This window comes from Streptomyces sp. NP-1717, from assembly GCF_022695985.1.
In the GTDB taxonomy this organism is placed as follows: domain Bacteria; phylum Actinomycetota; class Actinomycetes; order Streptomycetales; family Streptomycetaceae; genus Streptomyces.
In genome coordinates this window covers 1-22,455 of the sequence record NZ_JAAPBF010000065.1, presented here as the reverse complement: position 1 = coordinate 22,455, position 22,455 = coordinate 1, and the positions used below count along the sequence as shown (strand labels likewise).

20 protein-coding genes are annotated in these 22,455 nt (G+C 70.6%); 11 read left to right on the top strand and 9 right to left on the bottom strand.

All coding sequences use genetic code 11. From position 1 onward, the window contains the following. Positions 1-67: 67 nt before the first annotated feature. The 6 genes from GXP76_RS16145 to GXP76_RS16120 all read left to right on the top strand — a co-directional run bounded on the left by GXP76_RS16145 (position 68) and on the right by GXP76_RS16120 (position 8,124). A complete protein-coding gene (locus tag GXP76_RS16145; protein WP_242572213.1) occupies positions 68-2,554 on the top strand; it encodes a bifunctional SulP family inorganic anion transporter/carbonic anhydrase in 2,487 nt (828 codons plus the stop codon). A 202-nt stretch (positions 2,555-2,756) separates the two neighbouring features. Continuing rightward, positions 2,757-4,712, top strand: a complete 1,956-nt coding sequence (acs, locus tag GXP76_RS16140; protein ID WP_242572212.1) for an acetate--CoA ligase — start codon at positions 2,757-2,759, stop codon at positions 4,710-4,712. Between the two features lie 159 nt (positions 4,713-4,871). Beyond that, entirely contained in the window at positions 4,872-6,257 is a 1,386-nt protein-coding gene (gene nhaA / locus GXP76_RS16135) for a Na+/H+ antiporter NhaA (RefSeq protein WP_242572211.1), read from the top strand. An 83-nt stretch (positions 6,258-6,340) separates the two neighbouring features. Further along, positions 6,341-6,838 carry a phage holin family protein gene (locus GXP76_RS16130; protein WP_242572210.1) on the top strand — a complete coding sequence of 166 codons (498 nt, stop codon included), beginning with the start codon at positions 6,341-6,343 and terminating at the stop codon, positions 6,836-6,838. Beyond that, entirely contained in the window at positions 6,835-7,800 is a 966-nt protein-coding gene (locus GXP76_RS16125; RefSeq protein WP_242572209.1) for an alpha/beta fold hydrolase, read from the top strand. The genes GXP76_RS16130 and GXP76_RS16125 overlap by 4 nt, the downstream gene beginning before the upstream one ends. 144 nt (positions 7,801-7,944) lie before the next feature. Then, positions 7,945-8,124, top strand: coding sequence for a hypothetical protein (locus GXP76_RS16120; RefSeq protein WP_242572208.1), 180 nt, complete (start codon positions 7,945-7,947; stop codon positions 8,122-8,124). Positions 8,125-8,332: 208 nt separating this feature from the next. On the opposite strand, the gene GXP76_RS16115 is transcribed toward GXP76_RS16120, so the two are convergent. The 3 genes from GXP76_RS16115 to nth all read right to left on the bottom strand — a co-directional run bounded on the left by GXP76_RS16115 (position 8,333) and on the right by nth (position 11,633). Then, positions 8,333-9,532: a MarP family serine protease gene (locus GXP76_RS16115; protein ID WP_242572207.1), complete on the bottom strand. Its 1,200-nt coding sequence runs from the start codon at positions 9,530-9,532 to the stop codon at positions 8,333-8,335. 126 nt (positions 9,533-9,658) lie between these two features. Beyond that, positions 9,659-10,450 (bottom strand): CoA pyrophosphatase, encoded by a 792-nt coding sequence (locus tag GXP76_RS16110; RefSeq protein ID WP_277993441.1) that lies wholly within the window; start codon positions 10,448-10,450, stop codon positions 9,659-9,661. 151 nt (positions 10,451-10,601) lie between these two features. Next, positions 10,602-11,633, bottom strand: coding sequence for an endonuclease III (nth, locus tag GXP76_RS16105; RefSeq protein WP_374361230.1), 1,032 nt, complete (start codon positions 11,631-11,633; stop codon positions 10,602-10,604). Positions 11,634-11,877: 244 nt separating this feature from the next. On the opposite strand from nth, the gene GXP76_RS16100 reads away from it, so the two are divergent. Further along, positions 11,878-12,552 carry a Crp/Fnr family transcriptional regulator gene (locus tag GXP76_RS16100; protein WP_023539685.1) on the top strand — a complete coding sequence of 225 codons (675 nt, stop codon included), beginning with the start codon at positions 11,878-11,880 and terminating at the stop codon, positions 12,550-12,552. Positions 12,553-12,682: 130 nt separating this feature from the next. Here the strand turns inward: GXP76_RS16100 and GXP76_RS16095 are convergent, their stop codons facing one another. The 4 genes from GXP76_RS16095 to GXP76_RS16080 form a co-directional block, all read right to left on the bottom strand. Beyond that, positions 12,683-13,528: an MBL fold metallo-hydrolase gene (locus tag GXP76_RS16095; RefSeq protein WP_242572204.1), complete on the bottom strand. Its 846-nt coding sequence runs from the start codon at positions 13,526-13,528 to the stop codon at positions 12,683-12,685. After that, positions 13,525-14,406, bottom strand: a complete 882-nt coding sequence (locus GXP76_RS16090; RefSeq protein ID WP_242572203.1) for an NUDIX hydrolase — start codon at positions 14,404-14,406, stop codon at positions 13,525-13,527. The genes GXP76_RS16095 and GXP76_RS16090 overlap by 4 nt, the downstream gene beginning before the upstream one ends. A gap of 179 nt (positions 14,407-14,585) precedes the next feature. Beyond that, the gene (locus tag GXP76_RS16085; RefSeq protein WP_242572202.1) at positions 14,586-15,056 is read right to left on the bottom strand and encodes a RidA family protein; all 471 of its coding nucleotides are present in this window, start codon (positions 15,054-15,056) and stop codon (positions 14,586-14,588) included. Further along, entirely contained in the window at positions 15,053-15,214 is a 162-nt protein-coding gene (locus GXP76_RS16080; RefSeq protein WP_023539689.1) for a DUF4177 domain-containing protein, read from the bottom strand. The genes GXP76_RS16085 and GXP76_RS16080 overlap by 4 nt, the downstream gene beginning before the upstream one ends. Before the next feature lie 117 nt (positions 15,215-15,331). Between GXP76_RS16080 and GXP76_RS16075 the strand changes: the two genes are divergently transcribed. After that, positions 15,332-16,291 carry an ArsA-related P-loop ATPase gene (locus GXP76_RS16075; RefSeq protein WP_242572201.1) on the top strand — a complete coding sequence of 320 codons (960 nt, stop codon included), beginning with the start codon at positions 15,332-15,334 and terminating at the stop codon, positions 16,289-16,291. Next, complete coding sequence (locus tag GXP76_RS16070) at positions 16,291-17,589, top strand: ArsA family ATPase (RefSeq protein ID WP_242572200.1); 1,299 nt, start codon at positions 16,291-16,293, stop codon at positions 17,587-17,589. The genes GXP76_RS16075 and GXP76_RS16070 overlap by 1 nt, the downstream gene beginning before the upstream one ends. 228 nt (positions 17,590-17,817) lie before the next feature. Here GXP76_RS16070 and GXP76_RS16065 read toward each other — a convergent pair whose 3' ends face one another. Beyond that, a complete protein-coding gene (locus GXP76_RS16065) occupies positions 17,818-18,195 on the bottom strand; it encodes a WhiB family transcriptional regulator (protein ID WP_187280032.1) in 378 nt (125 codons plus the stop codon). Positions 18,196-18,604: 409 nt separating this feature from the next. Between GXP76_RS16065 and GXP76_RS16060 the strand changes: the two genes are divergently transcribed. After that, on the top strand, positions 18,605-20,872 hold the full coding sequence (locus tag GXP76_RS16060; protein ID WP_242572199.1) for a transglycosylase domain-containing protein: 2,268 nt from the start codon (positions 18,605-18,607) through the stop codon (positions 20,870-20,872). Positions 20,873-20,968: 96 nt separating this feature from the next. Here the strand turns inward: GXP76_RS16060 and GXP76_RS16055 are convergent, their stop codons facing one another. After that, the gene (locus GXP76_RS16055; RefSeq protein WP_242572198.1) at positions 20,969-21,436 is read right to left on the bottom strand and encodes a GatB/YqeY domain-containing protein; all 468 of its coding nucleotides are present in this window, start codon (positions 21,434-21,436) and stop codon (positions 20,969-20,971) included. Between the two features lie 154 nt (positions 21,437-21,590). Here GXP76_RS16055 and GXP76_RS16050 point away from each other — a divergent pair. After that, on the top strand, positions 21,591-22,455 hold an 865-nt coding region (locus GXP76_RS16050), incomplete at its 3' end, for a metallophosphoesterase (protein WP_242572197.1).

Below are 22,455 nucleotides of genomic sequence, written 5' to 3'. Positions count from 1 at the left end.
AGGCCGTGAGCCACGGCCCCGGCCCCCCATGTCCCGCGACCGCGCCGCCCCGGAGGAGACGGGAACCATGTCTGCCTGCGCCCCCACATACGAAGACCAGCCCCACAGCCCCCCGCCCGGCCGGCGGCGGGGATTCCGGATCGCCGGAGCGGACATCTCCGCCTCCACCGCGGTCTTTCTGATCGCTCTGCCGCTCTCTCTCGGCATCGCCCTCGCCACCGGCGCCCCGCTCCAGGCCGGTCTCGTCGCCGCGGCGGTGGGCGGCCTCGTGGTCGGCCGCCTCGGAGGCGCGCCGCTCCAGGTCAGCGGGCCGGCGGCCGGTCTGACCGTCGTCACGGCCGACTTGATCCATCAGTACGGCTGGCGCACCACCTGCGCCATCACGGTGCTCGCGGGCCTCGCCCAACTCGGCCTCTCCGCACTGCGTGTCGCCCGCTCGGCGCTCGCGGTGAGCCCGGCGATCGTGCACGGCATGCTGGCCGGCATCGGCGTCACGATCGCGCTCGCGCAGCTGCACATCGTCCTCGGCGGCAGCCCGCAGAGTTCCGCCGTCGCCAACGTCCATGCCCTGCCCGCCCAGTTGGCCGATCTGCACCCGGCCTCGATCACCGTGAGCGCGCTGACCGTGGGCGTGCTGCTCGCCTGGCCGCGTATCCCCGGGCGTACGGGCCGGATGCTGCGCAAGGCGCCCGCCGCGCTCGCGGCGGTGGCGGCCGCGACCTTCGTGGCCGTCGGCGCGGGGCTGAGCCTCGACCGGGTCGATCTGCCCTCCTGGAGCAGTCACGCCCTTCCCGAACTGCCGCAGGGGCCGGTGCTCGGACTGCTCGCCGCCGTTCTCACCGTCACCCTGGTCGCCAGCGTCGAGTCACTGCTGTCCGCGGTCGCCGTCGACAAGCTGGTGGCCGCCCGCAAGGACCAGGACGTCCAGATTCCACGCGCCAGGCTCGACCGGGAGCTGGCCGGGCAGGGCGCCGCGAACGTCGTCTCCGGCGCGCTCGGCGGGCTGCCGATCACCGGCGTCGCCGTCCGCAGCGCGGCGAACGTGGCCGCGGGCGCTGTCAGCCGGCACTCGGCGATGCTGCACGGTCTGTGGGTCGCCGTCGCCGCGCTCTTCCTGGTGCCGGTGCTCGACCTGATCCCGCTGGCCGCTCTCGCCGCGCTGGTCATGGTCATCGGCATCCAGCTCGTCAACGTCGTCCACATGCGCAACGTGCAGCGCAACCGCGAACTGCTCGTCTACGTGGGGACGCTGGCCGGCGTGGTGTTCACCGGCGTCCTGGAGGGGGTGGCCATCGGGATCGCCCTGGCGGTCGCCGTCGCGCTGCACCGGGTCACCCGGACACGGATCACGCTGGAGGAGCAGGAGGGCGTCCACCGGCTGCGCGCACGCGGCCAGTTGACGTTCCTGGCCGTCCCGCGGCTGAGCCGGCTGCTGCACCAGGTACCCCAGGGCAGCGACTGTGTCGTCGAGTTGGACGGCTCGTTCATGGACCACGCGGCGTACGAGGCGCTGCACGACTGGCAGGTCGCGCATCTGGCCCAGGGCGGCACGGTCGAGTTCACCGGCGGATCGGGGGACCCCATCGCGGAGCCCGCCGAGCCGGCGATGGGGTCCAACACCTGCTGTCGGCCGTGGACGCCGTGGCGCAACCACCACTGCGGCGCGCCCGTGGAGCAGCCGCCTACGGAGGGGCGGTCGACGGACAAGCAGTGGGTGTCGAGCCGCGTCCAGGGCGGACAACTGGCCAGTGGGCTCAGCTCGTTCCAGCGCCATACGGCTCCGCGGGTCCGGGGCGAGCTGGCGCGGCTCGCGCGCGAGGGCCAGCAGCCCTCGCAGCTCTTCCTCACCTGCGCGGACTCGCGGCTGGTGACGAGCATGATCACGGCGAGCGGTCCCGGCGATCTGTTCACCGTGCGCAATGTCGGCAATCTGGTCCCCCTTCCGGGGGAGGAGGGTGCGCAGGGGCAGGACGAGTCGGTGGCGGCCGCGATCGAGTACGCGGTCGATGTGCTCCAGGTCGAGTCCATCACCATCTGCGGACACTCCGGATGCGGCGCGATGCAGGCCCTCCTCAGTACACCCGACGCCCCCGATACGACGGACACGGCTGACACACCCGGCACACCCGCCTCGCAGGCCACCGCGGAGACCACCACCACCTCGCAGGCCGCCTCGCAGCCCACCCCGCAAGCCGGGTCCTCCCCCCTCACCCGCTGGCTGCGGCACGGCCGGCCCAGTCTGGAGCGGATGAGGAGCAGCGACCACGCGTGGGCCAGGATCTCCGGCCGGCTGCCGGCCGACGCGGTCGAGCAGCTCTGTCTCACCAATGTCGTCCAGCAGTTGGAGCATCTGCGCGCGCACCCGGCGGTGGCCCGGCGTCTGGCCGAGGGAAGGCTCGAACTGCACGGCATGTACTTCCACGTCGGCGAGGCGCAGGCGTATCTGCTCGCCTCCGACGGGCAGTCCGGCGGATCACCGGGCGGACCCTCCGGCAGCACCGACGAGGTGTTCAACCGGGTGGCCCCGACGGCTTTCGAGGAGTCGCGCGCCTGAACCGGAGCCCCGCCGCATCCGTGAGAATGTGTGGCCCCGTTCCCCACCACAGCCGGGGAACGGGGCCACTTACTCGTTCAGCCCACCCGTAAGCCCAGCCGCATAGGTCTAAACCAATTTCCTGAAGACCCTTGTCACCCGGGCATCTGCCTGATGAGCTAGGCCCGGGGACACATAGGACGCCCTGGGAAAGGGAGATGTCGTGAGCAACGAAAGCCTGGCCAACCTGCTCAAGGAAGAGCGGAGGTTCGCGCCACCGGCCGAGCTGGCCGCCAACGCCAATGTGACGGCGGAGGCGTATGAGCAGGCCGCCGCGGACAGGCTTGGCTTCTGGGCCGAGCAGGCCCGGCGGCTCACCTGGGCCACCGAACCGACCGAGACCCTCGACTGGTCGAACCCGCCCTTCGCGAAGTGGTTCGCGGACGGCGAGCTCAATGTCGCGTACAACTGCGTGGACCGCCACGTCGAGGCGGGCAACGGCGACCGGGTCGCCATCCACTTCGAGGGCGAGCCGGGCGACAGCCGCTCCCTCACCTACGCCGACCTGAAGGACGAGGTCTCACGGGCCGCGAACGCGCTCACCGAGCTCGGTGTGACCAAGGGCGACCGCGTCGCCATCTACATGCCGATGATCCCCGAGACGGCCGTGGCGATGCTGGCCTGCGCCCGTATCGGCGCCGCCCACTCCGTGGTCTTCGGCGGCTTCTCGGCCGACGCCGTCGCCTCCCGTATCCAGGACGCCGACGCCAAGCTCGTCATCACCTCCGACGGCGGCTACCGGCGCGGCAAGCCGAGCGCGCTCAAGCCCGCGATCGACGACGCCGTCTCCCGCTGCCCGCAGGTCGAGCACGTCCTGGTGGTACGCCGCACCGGGCAGGAGACCGCCTTCAGCGAGGGCCGGGACGTGTGGTGGCACGACATCGTCGACCGGCAGTCCGCCGAGCACACGCCGGAGCCGTTCGACGCCGAGCACCCGCTCTTCATCCTGTACACGTCCGGCACGACGGGTAAGCCCAAGGGCATCCTGCACACCTCGGGCGGCTATCTCACCCAGGTGGCGTACACCCACCACGCGGTCTTCGACCTCAAGCCGGAGACGGACGTCTACTGGTGCACGGCCGACGTCGGCTGGGTCACCGGCCACTCGTACATCGTGTACGGACCGCTGGCCAACGGCGCGACGCAGGTCATGTACGAGGGCACGCCCGACACCCCGCACCAGGGGCGCTTCTGGGAGATCGTCCAGAAGTACGGCGTGACGATCCTCTACACGGCGCCGACCGCGATCCGTACGTTCATGAAGTGGGGCGACGACATCCCCGCCAAGTTCGATCTGTCGTCGCTGCGCGTGCTGGGCTCGGTCGGTGAGCCGATCAACCCCGAGGCCTGGATCTGGTACCGGCAGAACATCGGCGCGGGCAAGACCCCCGTCGTGGACACCTGGTGGCAGACCGAGACCGGCGGCATGATGATCTCCCCGCTGCCCGGTGTCACCGAGGCCAAGCCCGGCTCCGCGCAGCGCGCGCTCCCCGGCATCTCGGCGACCGTCGTGGACGACGAGGCCAACGAGGTGCCGAACGGCGGCGGCGGATACCTCGTCCTCACCGAGCCGTGGCCGTCGATGCTCCGCACCATCTGGGGCGACGACCAGCGGTTCATCGACACCTACTGGTCGCGCTTCGAGGGCAAGTACTTCGCGGGCGACGGTGCCAAGAAGGACGACGACGGCGACATCTGGCTGCTGGGCCGGGTCGACGACGTCATGCTGGTCTCCGGCCACAACATCTCCACCACGGAGGTCGAGTCGGCCCTGGTCTCGCACCCGAAGGTCGCCGAGGCGGCCGTCGTCGGCGCGGCGGACGAGACGACCGGCCAGGCGATCGTCGCTTTCGTCATCCTGCGCGGTACGGCGTCGGTGGACGACGGCCTGGTGGCGGAGTTGCGCAACCACGTCAGTACGGCGCTGGGGCCGATCGCCAAGCCGAAGCGGATCCTGCCGGTGGCCGAGCTGCCGAAGACCCGGTCGGGCAAGATCATGCGGCGGCTGCTGCGCGACGTCGCGGAGAACCGTCAGCTCGGTGACGTCACGACGCTCACCGACTCCTCGGTCATGGAGCTGATCCAGACCCAGCTCCCGAGCGCGACCAGCGAGGACTGAGCCCCCGCAGTGAAGCAGGAGCCCCCGCCGCACCGCGCCGGGGGCTCCTCTTTGTAAAGTGGGCGGCGCGTCAACAATGTAATAAGGAACCAAAGGTGCGCCGGGAAGTCTGGTCGGCAGGTGATTCGTCATGCCCGCCGAACCGACCGGAGTTCTCCTGTGGCCACCCCGCGCACCTTCCTCGGACGCCTGCCGCTCCCCGAGCGGACGTATATCGCGACCGCGCTCCGTACCGAGACGGTCGGCGGTGTCCTGCTGCTCGTGGCCGCGATCGTCGCGCTGATCTGGGCCAACACCCCGATCAGCGCCAGCTACACGGCCGTCGGCGACTACCATCTCGGCCCCGCCTCGCTCGGCCTCGACCTCTCCGTACGGCACTGGGCCGCCGACGGGCTCCTCGCCGTCTTCTTCTTCGTCGCCGGCATCGAGCTGAAGCGCGAACTGGTCGCCGGAGAGCTGCGCGACCCGAAGGCCGCCGCCCTCCCCGTGATCGCGGCGCTGTGCGGCATGATCATGCCCGCGCTCGTCTATGTGCTGGTCAACGTGGTGGGCGGCGGCTCCACGGACGGCTGGGCCGTGCCCACGGCCACCGACATCGCCTTCGCTCTCGCCGTGCTCGCCGTCCTCGGCACCTCACTGCCGTCCGCGCTGCGCGCCTTCCTCCTGACGCTCGCCGTCGTGGACGACCTCTTCGCGATCCTGATCATCGCGATCTTCTTCACCAGCGACATCGACCTCGTGGCCCTGGCCGGCGCCGTCGTGGCTCTCGCCGTCTTCTGGCTCCTCCTCAGGAAGGGCGTCCGGGGCTGGTACGTGTACGTCCCGCTGGCGCTCGTCGTCTGGGCCCTGATGTACAACAGCGGCGTCCACGCCACCGTCGCGGGCGTCGCGATGGGTCTGATGCTCCGCTGCGTCAGGCACGAGGGCGAGGAGCAGTCGCCCGGCGAGCGTGTCGAACACCTCGTCCGACCGCTGTCGGCCGGTCTCGCGGTACCGCTGTTCGCGCTCTTCTCGGCGGGTGTCCCGGTCAGCGGCGGCGCGCTGACCACCGTCTTCACCCGGCCGGAGACGCTGGGAGTGGTCCTCGGCCTCGTCGTCGGCAAGGCGCTCGGCATCTTCGGCGGCACCTGGCTGACCGCGCGCTTCACCCGCGCGAAGCTCAACGAGGATCTGGCCTGGCCGGACATCCTGGCGGTGGCGACGCTCGCCGGTATCGGCTTCACGGTCTCGCTGCTCATCGGCGAGCTGGCCTTCTCCGGCGATCCGGCGCTGACGGACGAGGTGAAGGCGGCCGTCCTGGCGGGTTCGGTGATCGCCGCCGTACTCGCCGCCGTGCTGCTGCGCGTGCGGGTCCGTACGTACCGGGCGCTGTACGACGCCGAGGAGCTCGACGGGGACATGGACGGCGTTCCGGACATCTACGAGCAGGACGATCCGGCGTACCACTTGAGAATGGCCGCCATCCACGAAGGGAAGGCGGCTGAGCACCGCCGGTTGGCGGAACACGCCGCAGCGACGCGCAAGGACGGCGCCGGTCCGGCATGATCTGACATCCGGCATGATCTGAAGGCGCAGAGCCGGAAGAATCCCAGATCTGCGAGAGCGCAGCCGAAACGAGGGAGTCAACGATGAGCGACCCCGGCAGCCATGCCGCCGTGACCACCAAAGCCGACACCGTTCCAGCCGTGCGGCTCAACGGCGACCGCAGTCTCGGCCAGTTGGTCTCATCGGCGACCGCCGAGATGTCCGCGCTGGTGCACGACGAGATCGCGCTGGCCAAGGCGGAACTGCGACAGGACGTCAAGCGGGGTGTGACGGGCAGCGCCGCGATCGGCATCGCGGGAGTGTTCGCGCTCTTCTCGCTGCCGGTGCTGAGCTTCGCCGCCGCGTACGGGATCCACAACTGGGGCCTCGGGCTCGCGTGGTCGTTCCTGATCGTGGGAGGGGCGTTCCTGCTCCTGGCGGGAGTGCTGGGCCTGATCGCGATGCGCAAGTTCAAGAAGGTCAAGCCGCCGGAGAAGTCCATCGCGTCCGCCAAGCAGTCCGCCGCCGTCCTCCAGACGGTCAAGCCACATCCGCGCCCCGTCCATGAGGTGGGCGAGACTGTGGCACGCTCGTCTGCATGACCGCCCCCGAAAACGGCTCTGGCACCCCCAACGGCACCACCCCCGGCGCGACGGTCGCGACCGATGTGCGCCTCGACGGCCCCTGGACGCACCGGGACGTGGCCGCCAACGGGGCCCGCTTCCATATCGCCGAGATGGGCGACGGGCCGCTGGTGCTGCTGCTCCACGGCTTCCCGCAGTTCTGGTGGACCTGGCGGCATCAGCTGCCCGCGCTCGCCGAGGCCGGGTACCGGGCCGTCGCGATGGACCTGCGGGGCGTGGGCGGCAGCGACCGTACGCCCCGCGGTTACGACCCCGCCAATCTGGCCCTCGACATCACCGGTGTGGTGCGCTCGCTCGGCGAGCCGGACGCCGCGCTCGTCGGGCACGACCTCGGCGGGTACCTCGCCTGGACGGCCGCCGTGATGCGGCCGAAGCTGGTGCGCCGGCTCGCGGTGTCGTCGATGCCGCATCCGCGCCGCTGGCGGTCGGCGATGCTGTCGGACTTCTCGCAGAGCAGGGCCGGCTCGTACATCTGGGGCTTCCAGCGGCCGTGGCTGCCTGAGCGTCAGCTCGTCGCGGACGACGGGGCGCTGGTGGGGGATCTGATCCGCGGCTGGTCGGGGCCGCAGCCGCCCGACGACAAGACGGTCGACATCTACCGGCGGGCGATGACCATCCCCTCCACGGCGCACTGCTCGATCGAGCCGTACCGGTGGATGGTGCGGTCGATGGCGCGGCCGGACGGGATCCAGTTCAACCGGCGGATGAAGCGCCCCGTGCGTGTGCCGACCCTCCAGCTGCACGGCTCGCTGGATCCGGCGATGCGGACGCGCAGTACGGCCGGGTCCGCCGAGTACGTCGAAGCCCCTTACCGCTGGCGGCTGTTCGACGGTCTTGGCCATTTTCCGCATGAGGAGGACCCGGTGGCGTTCTCCACGGAGCTCATCAACTGGCTGCGGGACCCCGAGCCCGACCGCTGATCAGCGCCGCGCGGGCGGGGCCGCCACGGCTCACGCGCCCCCTCGGGAACACTTGTACGACGAACTGCCAATTGCCTGGCGCATAGGCCAATTGGCCGACGTGTGCGCGATTACCGACCATGGGGCCCGGGCACACGTCGTGGTATGGGCTGGACGCACGACTACGGTGACGCAGCACGCAACCGCCGCTCGGCCACTGTGCCGATCACCCACGAGAGGGGCGGTCCGGAAGATCAGGGCCACGATCTCCGACTCGGTATTCCACTGATTCTCCGCCGAAGGGCCCGTTGGGTCTCGGCACGGCTGCGGCATCCCCGCGGCTAGGCACGGCGTAACCGGGATCAGGGGAAGCGAGAAGGAGCACCGGAACAAGAACCGGAACGACGACCGGAACATCGCGGAAGTACTGGCGCACTGGACAACGGAGGACAGAGCCGGGCCGGACCAGGATCTCCTGGCCCGGCCCGTCCTCGTACAGGCGTGTCGTCGTACGGGCTGCCCGCCCCGGCGCACCGTGCGGTGTCCCGGGTCTCTACAGCGCGCATCCCTGGCTGTCGACCTGCTGGTTGGCCGAGCGGCCCAGCTCGATGTCCTCGCGGATCTCGTCCGCCGTCAGGGCGTATCCGGTGTTGGGGTCGTCGAGCGACCGGGCGAAGATCACTCCGTACACCTTGCCGTCGGTGGTGAGCAGCGGGCCGCCGGAGTTGCCCTGCCGGACGGTCGCGAAGAGCGAGTAGACGTCGCGCCGGACCTCTCCGCGCCGGTAGATGTCCGGGCCGTTGGCGTTGATACGGCCCCGGACACGGGCCGAGCGCACGTCGTACGCGCCGTTCTCCGGGAAGCCCGCGACGATCGCGCCGTCGCCGGTGACGGCGTCCTTGTCGGAGAACTGGAGCACGGGCGCGCGCAGGTCGGGCACGTCGAGGACGGCGATGTCCCGTTCCCAGTCGTAGAGGACGACCTTGGCGTCGTAGAGCCGGCCCTCGCCGCCTATCTGGACCGTGGGCTCGTCCACGCCGCCCACCACATGCGCGTTGGTCATGACGCGGCGCTCGGCGAAGACGAAGCCGGTGCCTTCGAGGACCTTGCTGCAGCTCTGTGCCGTACCGACCACCTTGACGATGGAGCGCTGCGCGCGGGCCGCGACGGGGCTGCCGACGAGCGCCGGGTCCGGCGGGGCGACGGCGGTGATCGGCTCGTTGGCGAACGGGCTGAAGACCTGGGGGAAGCCGTTCTGCGCGAGGACGGAGGAGAAGCCCGTGAACCAGGTCGCCGCCTGACCCGGCATCACGCGCGAGACGCCCAGCAGGACCTTCGAGTTGCGGACCTCCTTGCCGAGCGTCGGCAGGGAGGTCCCGGCGAGGGCGGAGCCGATCAGCCAGGCGACCAGCAGCATGGCGACGACGTTGACGAGCGCGCCGCCCGTCGCGTCCACGGCGCGCGCCGGGGACCAGGTGATGTAGCGGCGGAGCTTGTTGCCGAGGTGGGTGGTGAAGGCCTGGCCCACGGAGGCGCAGACGATCACGACGACGACGGCGACGACCGTGGCCGTCGTCGTGACCTCGGCTTCCTCGGTGATCTGGTCCCAGAGCACCGGGAGCAGATAGACCGCGACGAGACCGCCGCCGAGGAAGCCGATCACGGACAGGATGCCCACGACGAAGCCCTGGCGGTAGCCCACGATCGCGAACCACACGGCGGCGAGCAGCAGCAGGATGTCCAGCACGTTCACCGTCAATAGCCTCGCTAGCCTCGCTGATGCGTCTCCCGTCGCCCCGTCGGGTGGGGGTCCGGACCTGCGGCGGAATCGCTGTCGGGCGCCGTATCACCGGGCCGCGACAGCCGTTGGGCAAGCCTGTCATGAGCGCCGGTCGAGCGGGACCTCCTTCGAGCGGTCCCACGGGCGCTCCCAGCCCGAGAAGTGCAGAATGCGGTCGATCACCCCTGCGGTGAAGCCCCAGACGAGCGCCGATGCGACCGTGAACGCGGGGCTGTGGACACCACTGGGGTGGGTGGCCGTCACGCGGTTGGCCGGGTCCGTGAGATCCGCCACGGGCACGGCGAAGACCCGCGCGGTCTCCGCGAGATCGACCGCGCCGACCGGGGTGGGGGTGTGCCACCAGCCGAGCACCGGGGTCACGACGAACTCGCTCACCGGGATGTACAGCTTGGGCAGCACACCGAAGAGCTGGACGCCGGTGGGGTCGAGCCCGGTCTCCTCCTCGGCCTCCCGAAGCGCGGCGCGCAGCGGTCCGGTGGTCGCCGGATCGCCGTCCTCGGGGTCGAGGGCGCCGCCGGGGAAGGATGCCTGTCCGGCGTGCGCGCGCAGCGTGCTGGCCCGCTCCATCAGCAGCAGCTCCGGGCCGCGCTCGCCCTCACCGAAGAGGATGAGGACGGCGGACTGGCGCCCGAGGCCGTTCGCGGGCGGCAGGAAGCGGCTCAGCTGCTCCGGCGCGACGGTCCGTGTGGCGCGCACCACCGGGTCCAGCCAGTCGGGCAGGCCCTCGGTGGTGACGGGGACGTCGGTCACGGCTCTGTCGTGGAATCGAGTGGTCTGGTCGTGGACTCGTTCCGCGCGTGAGTCTTCTGCTGCGCGTGAGGCTCCAGTGGTGCGTGCGGTGCGTGCGTCATGTGTGTCAGCTCGTGTCATCGGCGACCCCCGACGTACAACGCCGACCGTCCCCCGGATCGTTCCAGCCGCATGCGCCGCAGCCCTTCCTCTCCCGATCTCCCGCTTCGGTGGCCCGCCGTTCTGTCCGGTGATACGGCTCCGGCCCGCCGCGTGCTCACCGCGTGGGCGCTCATTCCGCCCCGGCGGGTGTGCCGAGGGGCGGTGCCGGCTTGCCCGGGTAGTCCGGCGGCGGGGAGAGCCGCTGCCCCGGGTAGCCGCCCATCTCGTACTTGAGCAGCTTCCTGGCCTTCTCCGGGTCGGTCTCGCCCTCTCCGTAGGAGGGGCAGAGGTGCGCGATGGGGCAGGCGCCGCACGCCGGTTTACGGGAGTGACAGACCCGGCGCCCGTGGAAGATGATCCGGTGCGAGAGCATCGTCCACTCGCTCTTGGGGAAGATCGCGGCGATCTCCGCCTCGACCTTCTCCGGATCCTCCTGGTCGGTCCACTTCCAGCGGCGCACGAGCCGGCCGAAGTGGGTGTCGACGGTGAGGCCGGGGACGCCGAACGCGTTGCCCAGCACGACATTGGCTGTCTTGCGGCCGACGCCGGGCAGCGTCACGAGGTCCTTCAGCGTGCCGGGCACCTCGCCGTCGTAACGGTCACGGAGCGCCGTCGACAGCCCTATGAGGGACCTCGCCTTGGCGCGGAAGAATCCCGTGGGGCGGATCACCTCCTCCAGTTCCTCGGGCACGGCGGCCGCCATGTCCTCCGGCGTCGGGTACTTCGCGAAGAGCGCGGGCGTCGTCTGGTTGACGCGCAGGTCCGTCGTCTGGGCGGACAGGACCGTGGCGACGAGCAGTTCGAAGGGGTCGCGGAAGTCCAGCTCCGGATGGGCGTACGGATAGACGTCGGCGAGCTCGCGGTTTATCCGGCGGGCGCGACGGACCATCGCCAGGCGGGACTCCGGCTTGGCGCTCTTGGGCCGCCTGGCGGCGGCGGACCCGGCGGACTTGGCGCTCGCGGGCGTGGTCGCAGGCGTGGTCGCGGACGTCGCGGACCCGTTCGGCTCGGCATCGGCCGGCTTACGACTCGCGGGCTTCGCGCTTGCGCCTTTTGCGGCTTTGTTCGACTTCGCGGAAGGCTGTTCGCCCACAGCGGAATTCTGCTTCGGTGACACTCTTCCAGCTCCCTTGGGCTGCCCTCTCACCGGCGAGTTGGACACCCGGCCAGCGTAGAGCCCGGCACTGACATCCGCCCCGGCCCCGGCCGATCACCACCCGAATCGGGCCCCGGGGCACGCTCCGGGGCCGCGGTGCGTCAAACTTGTGACTGATCGCACGTTTTCGACAATGGGTGCCCGGTACGGAGACAGAGTCGCCGCCGGCCCGAGCCACCCGTGAACACGCAGCACGTCCGGCATCATGGTGACCGAAGGTCCCCTGAGCAGGTCGACAAGGAGAGAATTCGTGGACGACGTTCTACGACGCGCCCCGCTCTTCGCGGCGCTCGACGACGAGCAGGCCGCGGAGCTCCGCGCCTCGATGAGTGAGACGACGCTCGCCCGTGGCGACGCGCTGTTCCACGAAGGCGACCCCGGCGACCGCCTCTACGTGGTCACCGAGGGCAAGGTCAAACTGCACCGCACCTCCCCCGACGGCCGGGAGAACATGCTGGCCGTCCTCGGCCCCGGCGAACTGATCGGTGAGCTGTCACTCTTCGACCCTGGCCCGCGCACCGCCACCGCGAGCGCGCTCACCGAGGTCAAGCTCCTCGGTCTCGGCCACGGCGACCTCCAGCCCTGGCTGAACGCCCGCCCCGAGGTGGCCACCGCCCTGCTGCGCGCCGTCGCCCGGCGTCTGCGCAAGACGAACGACCAGATGTCCGACCTGGTCTTCTCCGACGTGCCGGGCCGTGTCGCCCGTGCGCTCCTCGACCTGTCGCGCCGCTTCGGCGTGCAGTCGGAGGAGGGCATTCACGTCGTCCACGACCTGACGCAGGAGGAGCTGGCCCAGCTGGTCGGCGCGTCCCGCGAGACGGTCAACAAGGCGCTCGCCGACTTCGCCCAGCGCGGCTGGCTGCGCCTGGAGGCCCGCGCGGTGATCCTCCTGGACGTCGAACGCCTCGCGAAGCGCTCGCGCTGACGCCTCACACGGAGCCGTGGGCCTGAAGCAGCGGTCGGGCCGGCTGATGTCCTCCAGCGTCCGGACGGGCCGTGTATGCGGCCCGTCCGACGCTTGAGGGCTGAACGTTCACCCGGGGACGGACCGGTCGCTACATCCCGGAGATCAGCCCGTGCTCCCGCAGGTACTCCAACTGCGCGCGCACCGAGAGTTCCGCCGCCGGCCACAGGGACCGGTCCACGCCGCTGCCTCCGTACACATGCGCCACGATCTCCGCCGGTGACCGGAAGCCGTTCTCCACCGCCGTCTCCACCTGCGCGAGACGGCTCGCGCGGTGCGCGAGGTAGTACTCCACCGCCCCCTGGGCGTCCTCCAGTACGGGCCCGTGCCCCGGCAGCACCGTATGGACACCGTCGTCGACGGTCAGCGAGCGGAGCCGCCGCAGCGAGTCCACGTAGTCGCCGAGCCTGCCGTCCGGGTGGGCCACCATCGTCGTACCGCGGCCGAGGATCGTGTCGCCGGTCAGCACCGCGCGGTCGGCCGGCAGATGGAAGCAGAGCGAGTCCGAGGTGTGCCCGGGGGTCGCCACGACACGCAGCTCCAGCCCGCCCTCCGTGACGACGTCACCGGCCGCCAGCCCCTCGTCGCCGAGGCGCAGGGCCGGATCCAGGGCCCGTACGGACGTACGCGTCAGCTCGGCGAAGCGCGCCGCGCCCTCCGCGTGGTCCGGGTGACCGTGGGTGAGGAGGGTCAGCGCGACGCGCTTGCCCGCGCGCTCGGCGGTGGCGACGACCTCCTGAAGATGCGCCTCGTCGAGCGGACCGGGGTCGATCACGACGGCGAGCGCGGAGTCCGGCTCGGAGACGATCCAGGTGTTCGTGCCGTCCAGGGTCATCGCGGACGGATTGGGCGCGAGCACGTTGACCGCGCGGGCCGTCGCGGCGCCCGAGAGCACGCCTCCGCGCGGCTGGCCCGGCAGGGCGGCGGCGTCCGTCATCGGTCGCCACCCCCCATCGGTACGCGCAGTGGCACGCGCTTGGTGAACTCCTCTTGGCCGGGCCAGGCGAGAACCACCTCGTCGCCCTCCACCCTCGGCTTCGCCAGCACGGGCGCGAGATCCCGCCCCGCGGCCGCGCCGAGCGCGTCGGCGGCGGTGCCGTACGGCTGGAGCTGACGCAGGGTCGCGACGGTGGGCGGCATCATCAGCAGCTCGCCCTCGTCGTATCCGCGCGCCGCGTCCGCCGGCCGGATCCACACCGTCCGGTCAGCCTCTGTAGAGGCGTTGCGCGTACGCTGCCCGGCCGGCAGCGCGGCCACGAAGAACCAGGTGTCGTACCGCTTCGGCTCGAACTCGGGGGTGATCCACCGGGTCCACGCCGCCAGCAGATCGCTGCGCAGCGTCAGCCCGCGCCGGTCCAGGAACTCCGCGAAGGACAGCTCACGGTCGACGAGAGCGGCGCGGTCCGCCTCCCAGTCGTCCCCCGTGGTGTCGCCGACGACGGTCCCGGCCGTCTCGCCCGCGAGCAGGACCCCGGCCTCCTCGTACGTCTCGCGCACCGCCGCGCAGACGATGGCCTGCGCGGACGCGGCGTCGACGCCGAGCCGCCCCGCCCACACCTCGCGCCCCGGCCCGGCCCAGCGGACGTGCCGGTCGTCGTCGCGCGGGTCGACGCCACCGCCCGGATACGCGTACGCACCTCCGGCGAAGGCCATGGAGGTGCGTCGGCGCAGCATGTGTACGGAGGGGCCGTCGGCGTTGTCGCGCAGCAGCATCACGGTCGCGGCCCGCCGTGCGGGGGCCACGCTGAGCTCGCCCAGGGCGAGCGCGCGGATGCGGCCGGACCACTCGGGCGGGAACCACTGACCATTGGACATGCCGGGATGCTACGGGCTTCCCCGGCGATGTTCGAGAGCCACTTCCCGGGGTCCGGGGACCCCGCGCCGAAGCGACGGCGGCCGGCAGGCGGCCCGACGACGGCGCGACGGCGGCCGGCCGGCGCCGCGAAGCGAACTCCGCGCCGCCCCCGCACTCTCCGGCCGGCCGGCCGCGGACGTCAGTCCGCGACCAGCTCCACCTGGATCTCGATCTCGACCGGGGCGTCCAGCGGCAGTACGGCGACACCGACCGCGCTGCGCGCGTGCACGCCCTTGTCGCCGAAGACCTGGCCGAACAGCTCGCTCGCGCCGTTGAGGACGGCGGGCTGGCCCGTGAAGTCCGATGCGGAGGCCACGAATCCCGTGACCTTCACCACGCGCGCGACGCGGTCCAGATCACCGGCGACGGACTTCACGGCGGCCAGCGCGTTGAGCGCGCAGATCCGGGCGAGGTCCTTGGCCTCCTCGGGCGTCACCTCGGCGCCGACCTTGCCGGTCACCGGAAGCTTGCCCTCCACCATCGGGAGCTGCCCCGCCGTGTAGACGTACACACCGGAGCGCACGGCCGGCTGATACGCCGCGAGCGGCGGTACGACCTGCGGAACCGTCAGCCCCAGCTCGGCGAGAGCCGCCTCGACAGCGCCGCTCATGCGGACTTCTCTCGCTTCAGATAGGCCACCAGCTGCTCGGGGTTGTTCGGGCCCGGAATCACCTGGACGAGCTCCCAGCCGTCCTCGCCCCAGGTGTCCAGAATCTGCTTCGTCGCGTGCACGAGCAGAGGAACAGTCGCGTACTCCCACTTCGTCATGGGCCGACTGTATCCGCACCGCGCGACGGCCCTGTGCAGAGCCCGTGGACGATCTCGAACGGAGCCCGTGGACCACCTCGTGCGTAGCGCGCGGTCCGACTGGTTAGGCTCGAATGTGTGAGCAGGCTCCAGGTCGTCAGCGGCAAGGGGGGCACCGGTAAGACGACGGTCGCCGCCGCCCTCGCGCTCGCCCTCGCGACGGAGGGCAAACGCACCCTCCTTGTGGAGGTCGAGGGCAGACAGGGCATCGCACAGCTCTTCGAAACGGAGGCGCTTCCTTACGAGGAACGGAAGATCGCTGTCGCCCCGGGGGGCGGCGAGGTGTTCGCGCTGGCCATCGACGCCGAGCGCGCTCTCCTCGACTACCTCCAGATGTTCTACAAGCTCGGCAGCGCGGGCCGCGCCCTGAAGAAGATCGGCGCCATCGACTTCGCCACCACGATCGCGCCGGGCGTCCGGGACGTCCTGCTGACGGGCAAGGCGTGCGAGGCGGTGCGCCGCCGGGACAAGCGGGGCCGGTTCACGTACGACTACGTCGTGATGGACGCCCCGCCGACCGGCCGCATCACACGCTTCCTGAACGTGAACGACGAGGTGGCCGGCCTCGCGAAGATAGGGCCGATATACAACCAGGCCCAGGCCGTGATGCGGGTGCTCAAGTCGCCCGGGACCGCCGTGCATCTGGTGACGCTTCTTGAGGAGATGCCCGTCCAGGAGACCGCCGACGGCGTCGGCGAGCTGCGCGGCGCCGAACTGCCCGTCGGCAAGGTGATCGTGAACATGGTGCGCCCGCACGTCCTCGACGAGGAGGCCGTCAACGGCGTCGCGGGCGACCGCCGCAAGGAGGTCACCAAGGCGCTCGCGGCGGCCGGCGTCGGCGCGCCCACGAAGCTCGTGGGACCCCTCCTGGAGCAGGCCGCCGAACACGCCCAGCGCGTGGAGCTGGAGCGCGAACAGCGAGCCGTCCTGGCGCGGCTCGGGCTGCCCACGTACGAACTCCCCCTGATCGGCGAGGGGATGGACCTCGCCGGTCTGTACCGCCTGGCGGGGGAGCTACGGAATCTTGGGGAGGTCTGATGACGCTGGACCCGGCGGCGGCCCCGCTCGAAGTCGATCCGCTGCTCGACGACCCGCAGACGCGCATCATCGTGTGCTGCGGCTCCGGCGGCGTGGGCAAGACGACGACGGCGGCGGCTCTCGGCGTACGGGCGGCGGAGCGCGGCCGCAAGGTGGTCGTGCTGACCATCGACCCGGCCCGCCGGCTCGCCCAGTCCATGGGCATCGACTCGCTCGACAACACCCCGCGGCAGGTCAAGGGCATCGAGGGCAGTGGTGAACTGCACGCGATGATGCTCGACATGAAGCGGACCTTCGACGAGATCGTCGAGGCGCACGCAGACCCGGACCGGGCCCGCGCCATCCTGGACAACCCCTTCTACCAGTCCCTGTCGGCCGGTTTCGCGGGCACGCAGGAGTACATGGCGATGGAGAAGCTGGGGCAGTTGCGGGCGCGCGACGAGTGGGACCTGATCGTCGTCGACACCCCGCCGTCGCGCTCCGCGCTGGACTTCCTGGACGCGCCGAAGCGGCTCGGCTCGTTCCTGGACGGGAAGTTCATCCGGCTGCTGATGGCCCCGGCGAAGATGGGCGGCCGGGCCGGGATGAAGTTCCTGAACGTCGGGATGTCGATGATGACCGGCACCCTCGGGAAGCTGCTCGGCGGCCAATTCCTGCGCGACGTGCAGACGTTCGTGGCCGCGATGGACACGATGTTCGGCGGTTTCCGTACGCGCGCGGACGCGACGTACCGGCTGCTCCAGGCGCCCGGCACGGCGTTCCTGGTGGTCGCAGCGCCGGAGCGGGACGCGCTGCGCGAGGCGGCGTACTTCGTGGAACGGCTGGCCGCCGAGGGGATGCCGCTCGCCGGTCTCGTCCTCAACCGCGTGCACGGCAGCGGCGCCGCCCGGCTGTCGGCGGAGCGGGCGCGGGCCGCCGCGGAAAATCTTGAAGAGGGTCGCATTGTGGATCAGGGCCGCGGGAAGGATGGAGTTCGTGAGGCCGCTGCCCCCGCGGGCTCATCTCCCGACGCCCCAGAAGCCCCAGCGGCATCCCGTACGTCCGACCCGTCGATTTCCGAACCGCCGTCCCAACCGCCGTCGGTCAATCAGCTGACGGCCGGTTTGCTGCGCCTGCATGCCGAACGTATGCAGGTACTTAAGCGTGAGCAGCGCACCCGCGACCGCTTCACCGCGCTCCACCCGGAGGTCCCGGTGGCGCAGGTCACGGCACTTCCCGGCGATGTGCACGACCTCGCCGGGCTCCGAACCATCGGCATCCGCCTCGCGGGTGAGGACCCGGTACCCGGGACCTCGTGAGCGTGTGGCCGACGGCGTATCGCCAACGGTGCACGACCCACAGCCCGGTCACCGGCCCGGCGACGACCGGCGCCGCGTGACCGGCCCCTGGGCCGGCGGTCCTGTGCCGAACCGTGCGGTGGCGCGCGGCGCAGCGCGACCGGCCCCGTGGTGACCGGCGCGCGCTGACGACCCGTCGACCCGCGGGTTATTGAGTGCGCGCGTCCGCCGCGCGCCGCGTACGACGGCCTACCCCACCGCCGCCCATGTCTCGTCGATGACGTCGGCGTAATGGCGCGAGCCGTACGTCTCGTCGTCGTCCTCAAGGCCGGCGGGCAGGATGCCCGCGCTGCGCTCGTACTCGGTGCGTGCGGTTTCGAGCAGCCGTCGCCACGAGGTGACGGTGGGGCGTCTGCGCAGCAGTGCGCGTCGCTCCCGCTCGGTCATTCCGCCCCACACGCCGAATTCGACGCGGTTGTCCAGCGCGTCGGCCAGGCACTCCGTCCGCACCGGACATCCGGTGCACACCGCCTTGGCCCTGTTCTGCGCTGCGCCCTGTACGAACAATTCATCCGGATCGGTAGTGCGGCATGCTGCTTGCGCACTCCAGTCGGTTACCCAGCCCATCGCGGCGCCGTCCTCTCCCGAATCGAGGCTCCCCCACGGCGGAAGCGGCATATTCACCGCTGCCAGTTGAGGACGTTACGGAAGGTGGGCACAGCGCAACACCCCCTTCGGGCCCACTCTTGAATGGCCCGAACGGACTATGCGTACGCGGCAGATCACCCAGGGGAGTGACCCGAGGACATCCGCGACGAACCCCGACAGGTCGGGATGTTTCAGTTGAGCCACAACGGGCGTCGGATGACGTAAGAGGCGGAATCGGACAGGACTTCCAACGCGTCGATGGCGGAACGTGGTTCGCCGGATGCTCACGTCGAGGACTTGATACGAAACCGCACTGCTGTGACAGTTGAGTGCAGCTTAGGCCAGAGCCTTTATGTGTGTCCGGCGAATGACAACGTAGGCTGCTGGCATGCCAAAGAAGCGCTCCGGCGGCGGTCTGACCGGGACCCAGCAGGCCGCCAAGTTCCTCGGTGTCAGTGTGCTCGCGGGAGCGGTGCTGGCGGGAATCGCCTTGCCCGCCTTCGGAGTTCTGGGCCTGGCGGCCAAGGGCACGGTCGAGGGATTCGACGAGATCCCGGCCAATCTCAAGACGCCGCCGCTCAGTCAGCGCACCACGATCCTCGACAAGGACGGCGGCCAGATCGCCACCGTCTACTCACGCGACCGCACGGTCGTCCCGCTCACCGACATGTCGCCGTACATGCAGAAGGCGATCGTCGCGATCGAGGACTCGCGCTTCTACGAGCACGGCGCGGTCGACCTCAAGGGCGTTCTGCGCGCGGCCAATCGCAACGCGCAGTCGGGCGGGGTCTCCCAGGGCGCGTCGACCCTCACCCAGCAGTACGTGAAGAACGTCTTCGTCGAGGAGGCGGGTGACGACCCCGACAAGGTCGCCCAGGCCACCCAGCAGACCATCGGCCGCAAGATCCGCGAGCTCAAGTTCGCGATCCAGGTCGAGGAGGAGCTGGGCAAGAAGAAGATCCTCGAGAACTACCTGAACATCACCTTCTTCGGACAGCAGGCGTACGGCGTCGAGGCCGCCTCCCACCGCTACTTCTCCAAGTCGGCGAAGGACCTGAAGCTGGAGGAGGCGGCGCTGCTGGCGGGCCTCGTCCAGTCGCCGAGCCGGTACGACCCCGTGAACAACACGGACGAGGCGACCGAGCGCCGCAACACCGTGATCCAGCGCATGGCCGACGTGAAGGACATCTCGCAGGCCGAGGCGGACCGCGCGAAGAAGACCGACATCAACCTGAAGGTGAGCCGTCCCAAGAACGGCTGCATCACGGCGGTCAAGGGCGCGGGCTTCTTCTGCGACTACGTACGGAAGGTGTTCCTCACCGACTCCTCCTTCGGCAAGACGCAGGAGGACCGGGCCAAGGTCTGGAACCAGGGCGGTCTGACCGTCCGGACGACGCTCGACCCGCAGGCGCAGGAATCGGCGCAGGAATCGATCAAGAAGCACGTCTACAAGACGGACGAGGTCGCCACCGCCCTGTCGATCGTCGAGCCGGGCACCGGCAAGATCCTGGCCATGGGGCAGTCGCGGCCGTACGGCGGCGGCAAGAGCGAGACGTACATCAACCTGTCCGTCGACGAGGACATGGGCGGCGGCGCCGGCTACCAGCCGGGGTCGACCTTCAAGCCCATCGTCGCGGCGGCGGCCCTGGAGCAGGGCATCCAGCCGACGCAGTCGTACCCCTCGCCGTACCAGATGGACTACCCGAGCCCCGTACAGACCTGCAAGGGTCCCTGGACGGACCAGGGCGTCCCGGTCGAGAACGAGAACGAGACCGAGGTCGGCCCGTACGGGATGAAGGAAGCGACCGCCAAGTCGGTCAACACCTACTACGTACAGCTGATCAGCCAGATCGGTGTCTGCCCGGTGACCGAGCTGTCCCGGAAGATGGGCGTGGAGCGGGCCAACGGCAAGGCGATCGACCAGGTCCCGTCGATCACGCTCGGCACACAGGAGATGTCGCCGCTCACCATGGCCTCGGGGTACGCCACGTTCGCCAACCGCGGCACGTACTGCACCCCGATCGCCATCTCGTCGATCACCGACCCGAACGGCAAGGAGATGGACGTCCCGAAGTCGACCTGCTCGCGGGCGATGTCGGAGAAGACGGCCGACACCATAAACACACTGCTGGCGGGCGTGGTCGAGGACGGTACGGGCCAGGAGGCGGGCCTCGGCAGCAGGCCGAGCGCCGGCAAGACCGGTACGACCGACTTCCGGCTCGCCGCGTGGTTCGTGGGCTACACGCCGAACATGGCGGGCGCGGTGTGGGTCGGCGACCCGGCGCACAAGAAGAAGATGGTGGACATCACCATCGGCGGCCAGTACCACGACAAGGTCTTCGGTGGCGCCGTGCCCGGACCGATCTGGCGCGACGCGATGGGCGGTGCGCTCGACGGCAAGGAAGCGCCCGGGTTCAACACCATCAACATCCCGGATCCGGAGAAGGACAAGGACAAGGGCCGCGACCGGCCGGGCGACAACGGCGGCGGCGACAACGGCGGGAACGGCGGCGAGGGCGATGGCGACGGGGGCGGTGACGGCGATGGGGGCAACGGCGACCAGGACCCGGGCCAGGGTCCCGGCAGGCCGGGCGGCGGCGGCAACGGGGGGAACGGGGGCGACCCGTTCCCGGGCTTCCCGGGCACGTTCGGGTAGGCGTGAGAAGCCGTAACAGCCACTGACAAGGGGCTCCCGGTCGCGATCGATCCTTCGATCGCGACCGGGAGCCCCTCTCGCGTCCCTCTGCGTATGTCAGCCGGCGGCGAGGCTCTGCTTCACCGCGGCGGCGACGCGACCGCCCTCGGCACGGCCCGCGACCTTCGGCCCGACGATCTTCATGACGGCGCCCATCGCACGCGGCCCCTCGGCGCCGGCGGCCTTCGCCTCACCGACCGCCTGCGCCACGATCGCGCCGAGCTCGTCGTCGGACAGCTGCTGCGGCAGATACGCGTCGAGCAGCACGCCCTCCGCCTTCTCCCGCTCCGCCTGCTCGGTTCGCCCGCCCTGCGCGAAGGCCTCGGCCGCCTCGCGGCGCTTCTTGGCCTCCTTGGCGATCACCTTCTGCACCTCGTCGTCGGAGAGCTCACGCGCCGACTTACCGGAGACCTCCTCCTTGGAGATCGCAGCGAGGGTCAGCCGGAGGGTGGCGGAACGCAGCTCGTCGCGTGCCCTGATCGCGGCGATGAGGTCGTCGTGCAGCTTTGACTTGAGCGTGGTCATGCGCACAGTGTGTCAGGTACGGCCCAAGGACCGCCGACGAGTTTTCCGGCGCCGCCGCGCGGCCGTGCGCGGGAGGTGCTCCGTACCTTCGGATGATCGTCGGGTGATCGGGGGTGTGACCGCGCGGGCGGTGCGGGTCTGCGACGATGACACCATGCGCGCACGCTACGGAGTCCCCCTGAAAGTCACCGCGGGAATCGCGGCCGTCGGGGCGGCCGGCATCGCCTACGCCGCCGGTTTCGAGGCCCGCTCCTTCCGACTGCGACGGGTGTCCGTCCCCGTACTGCCCGAAGGCATGCGGCCGCTGCGGGTCCTCCACGTCTCGGACATCCACATGGTCAGCGGCCAGCGCAAGAAACAGCGCTGGCTCCGCTCCCTGGCCGGCCTGCGCCCCGACTTCGTCGTCAACACCGGCGACAACCTCTCCGACCCGGAGGGCGTACCGGAGGTGCTCGACGCGCTGGGCCCCCTGATGGAGTTCCCGGGCGTCTACGTCTTCGGCTCCAACGACTACTACGGCCCCGCGCTGCGCAACCCGGCGCGCTACATCTACGAGAAGGCCCAGGGCAAGCACGGTCTGAACGGCAACGCCCCGGCCGTCAACGTCGTCCACAACCCGTGGGAGCCGATGCGCGACGCCTTCGACGCGGCGGGCTGGGTGGGCCTCACCAACGCCCGCGGGCGGCTCAAGATCGACGGCCACGAGATCGCCCTCACGGGCGTCGACGACCCGCACATCAAGCGCGACCGCTACGCCGAGGTCGCGGGCGGCCCGGAGCCCGACGCGGACCTGTCGATCGGCGTGGTCCACGCCCCGTACCTCCGCTCGCTGGAGGCGTTCACCTCGGACGGTTACCCCCTGATCCTGGGCGGTCACACCCACGGCGGCCAGCTCCGCATCCCGTTCTACGGCGCCGTGGTCACCAACTGCGACCTGGACACGGCCCGCGCGCGGGGCCTGTCGACGTACGACGCGGGGGGCCGCACGTCCTACCTCCACGTCTCGGCGGGCTGCGGCA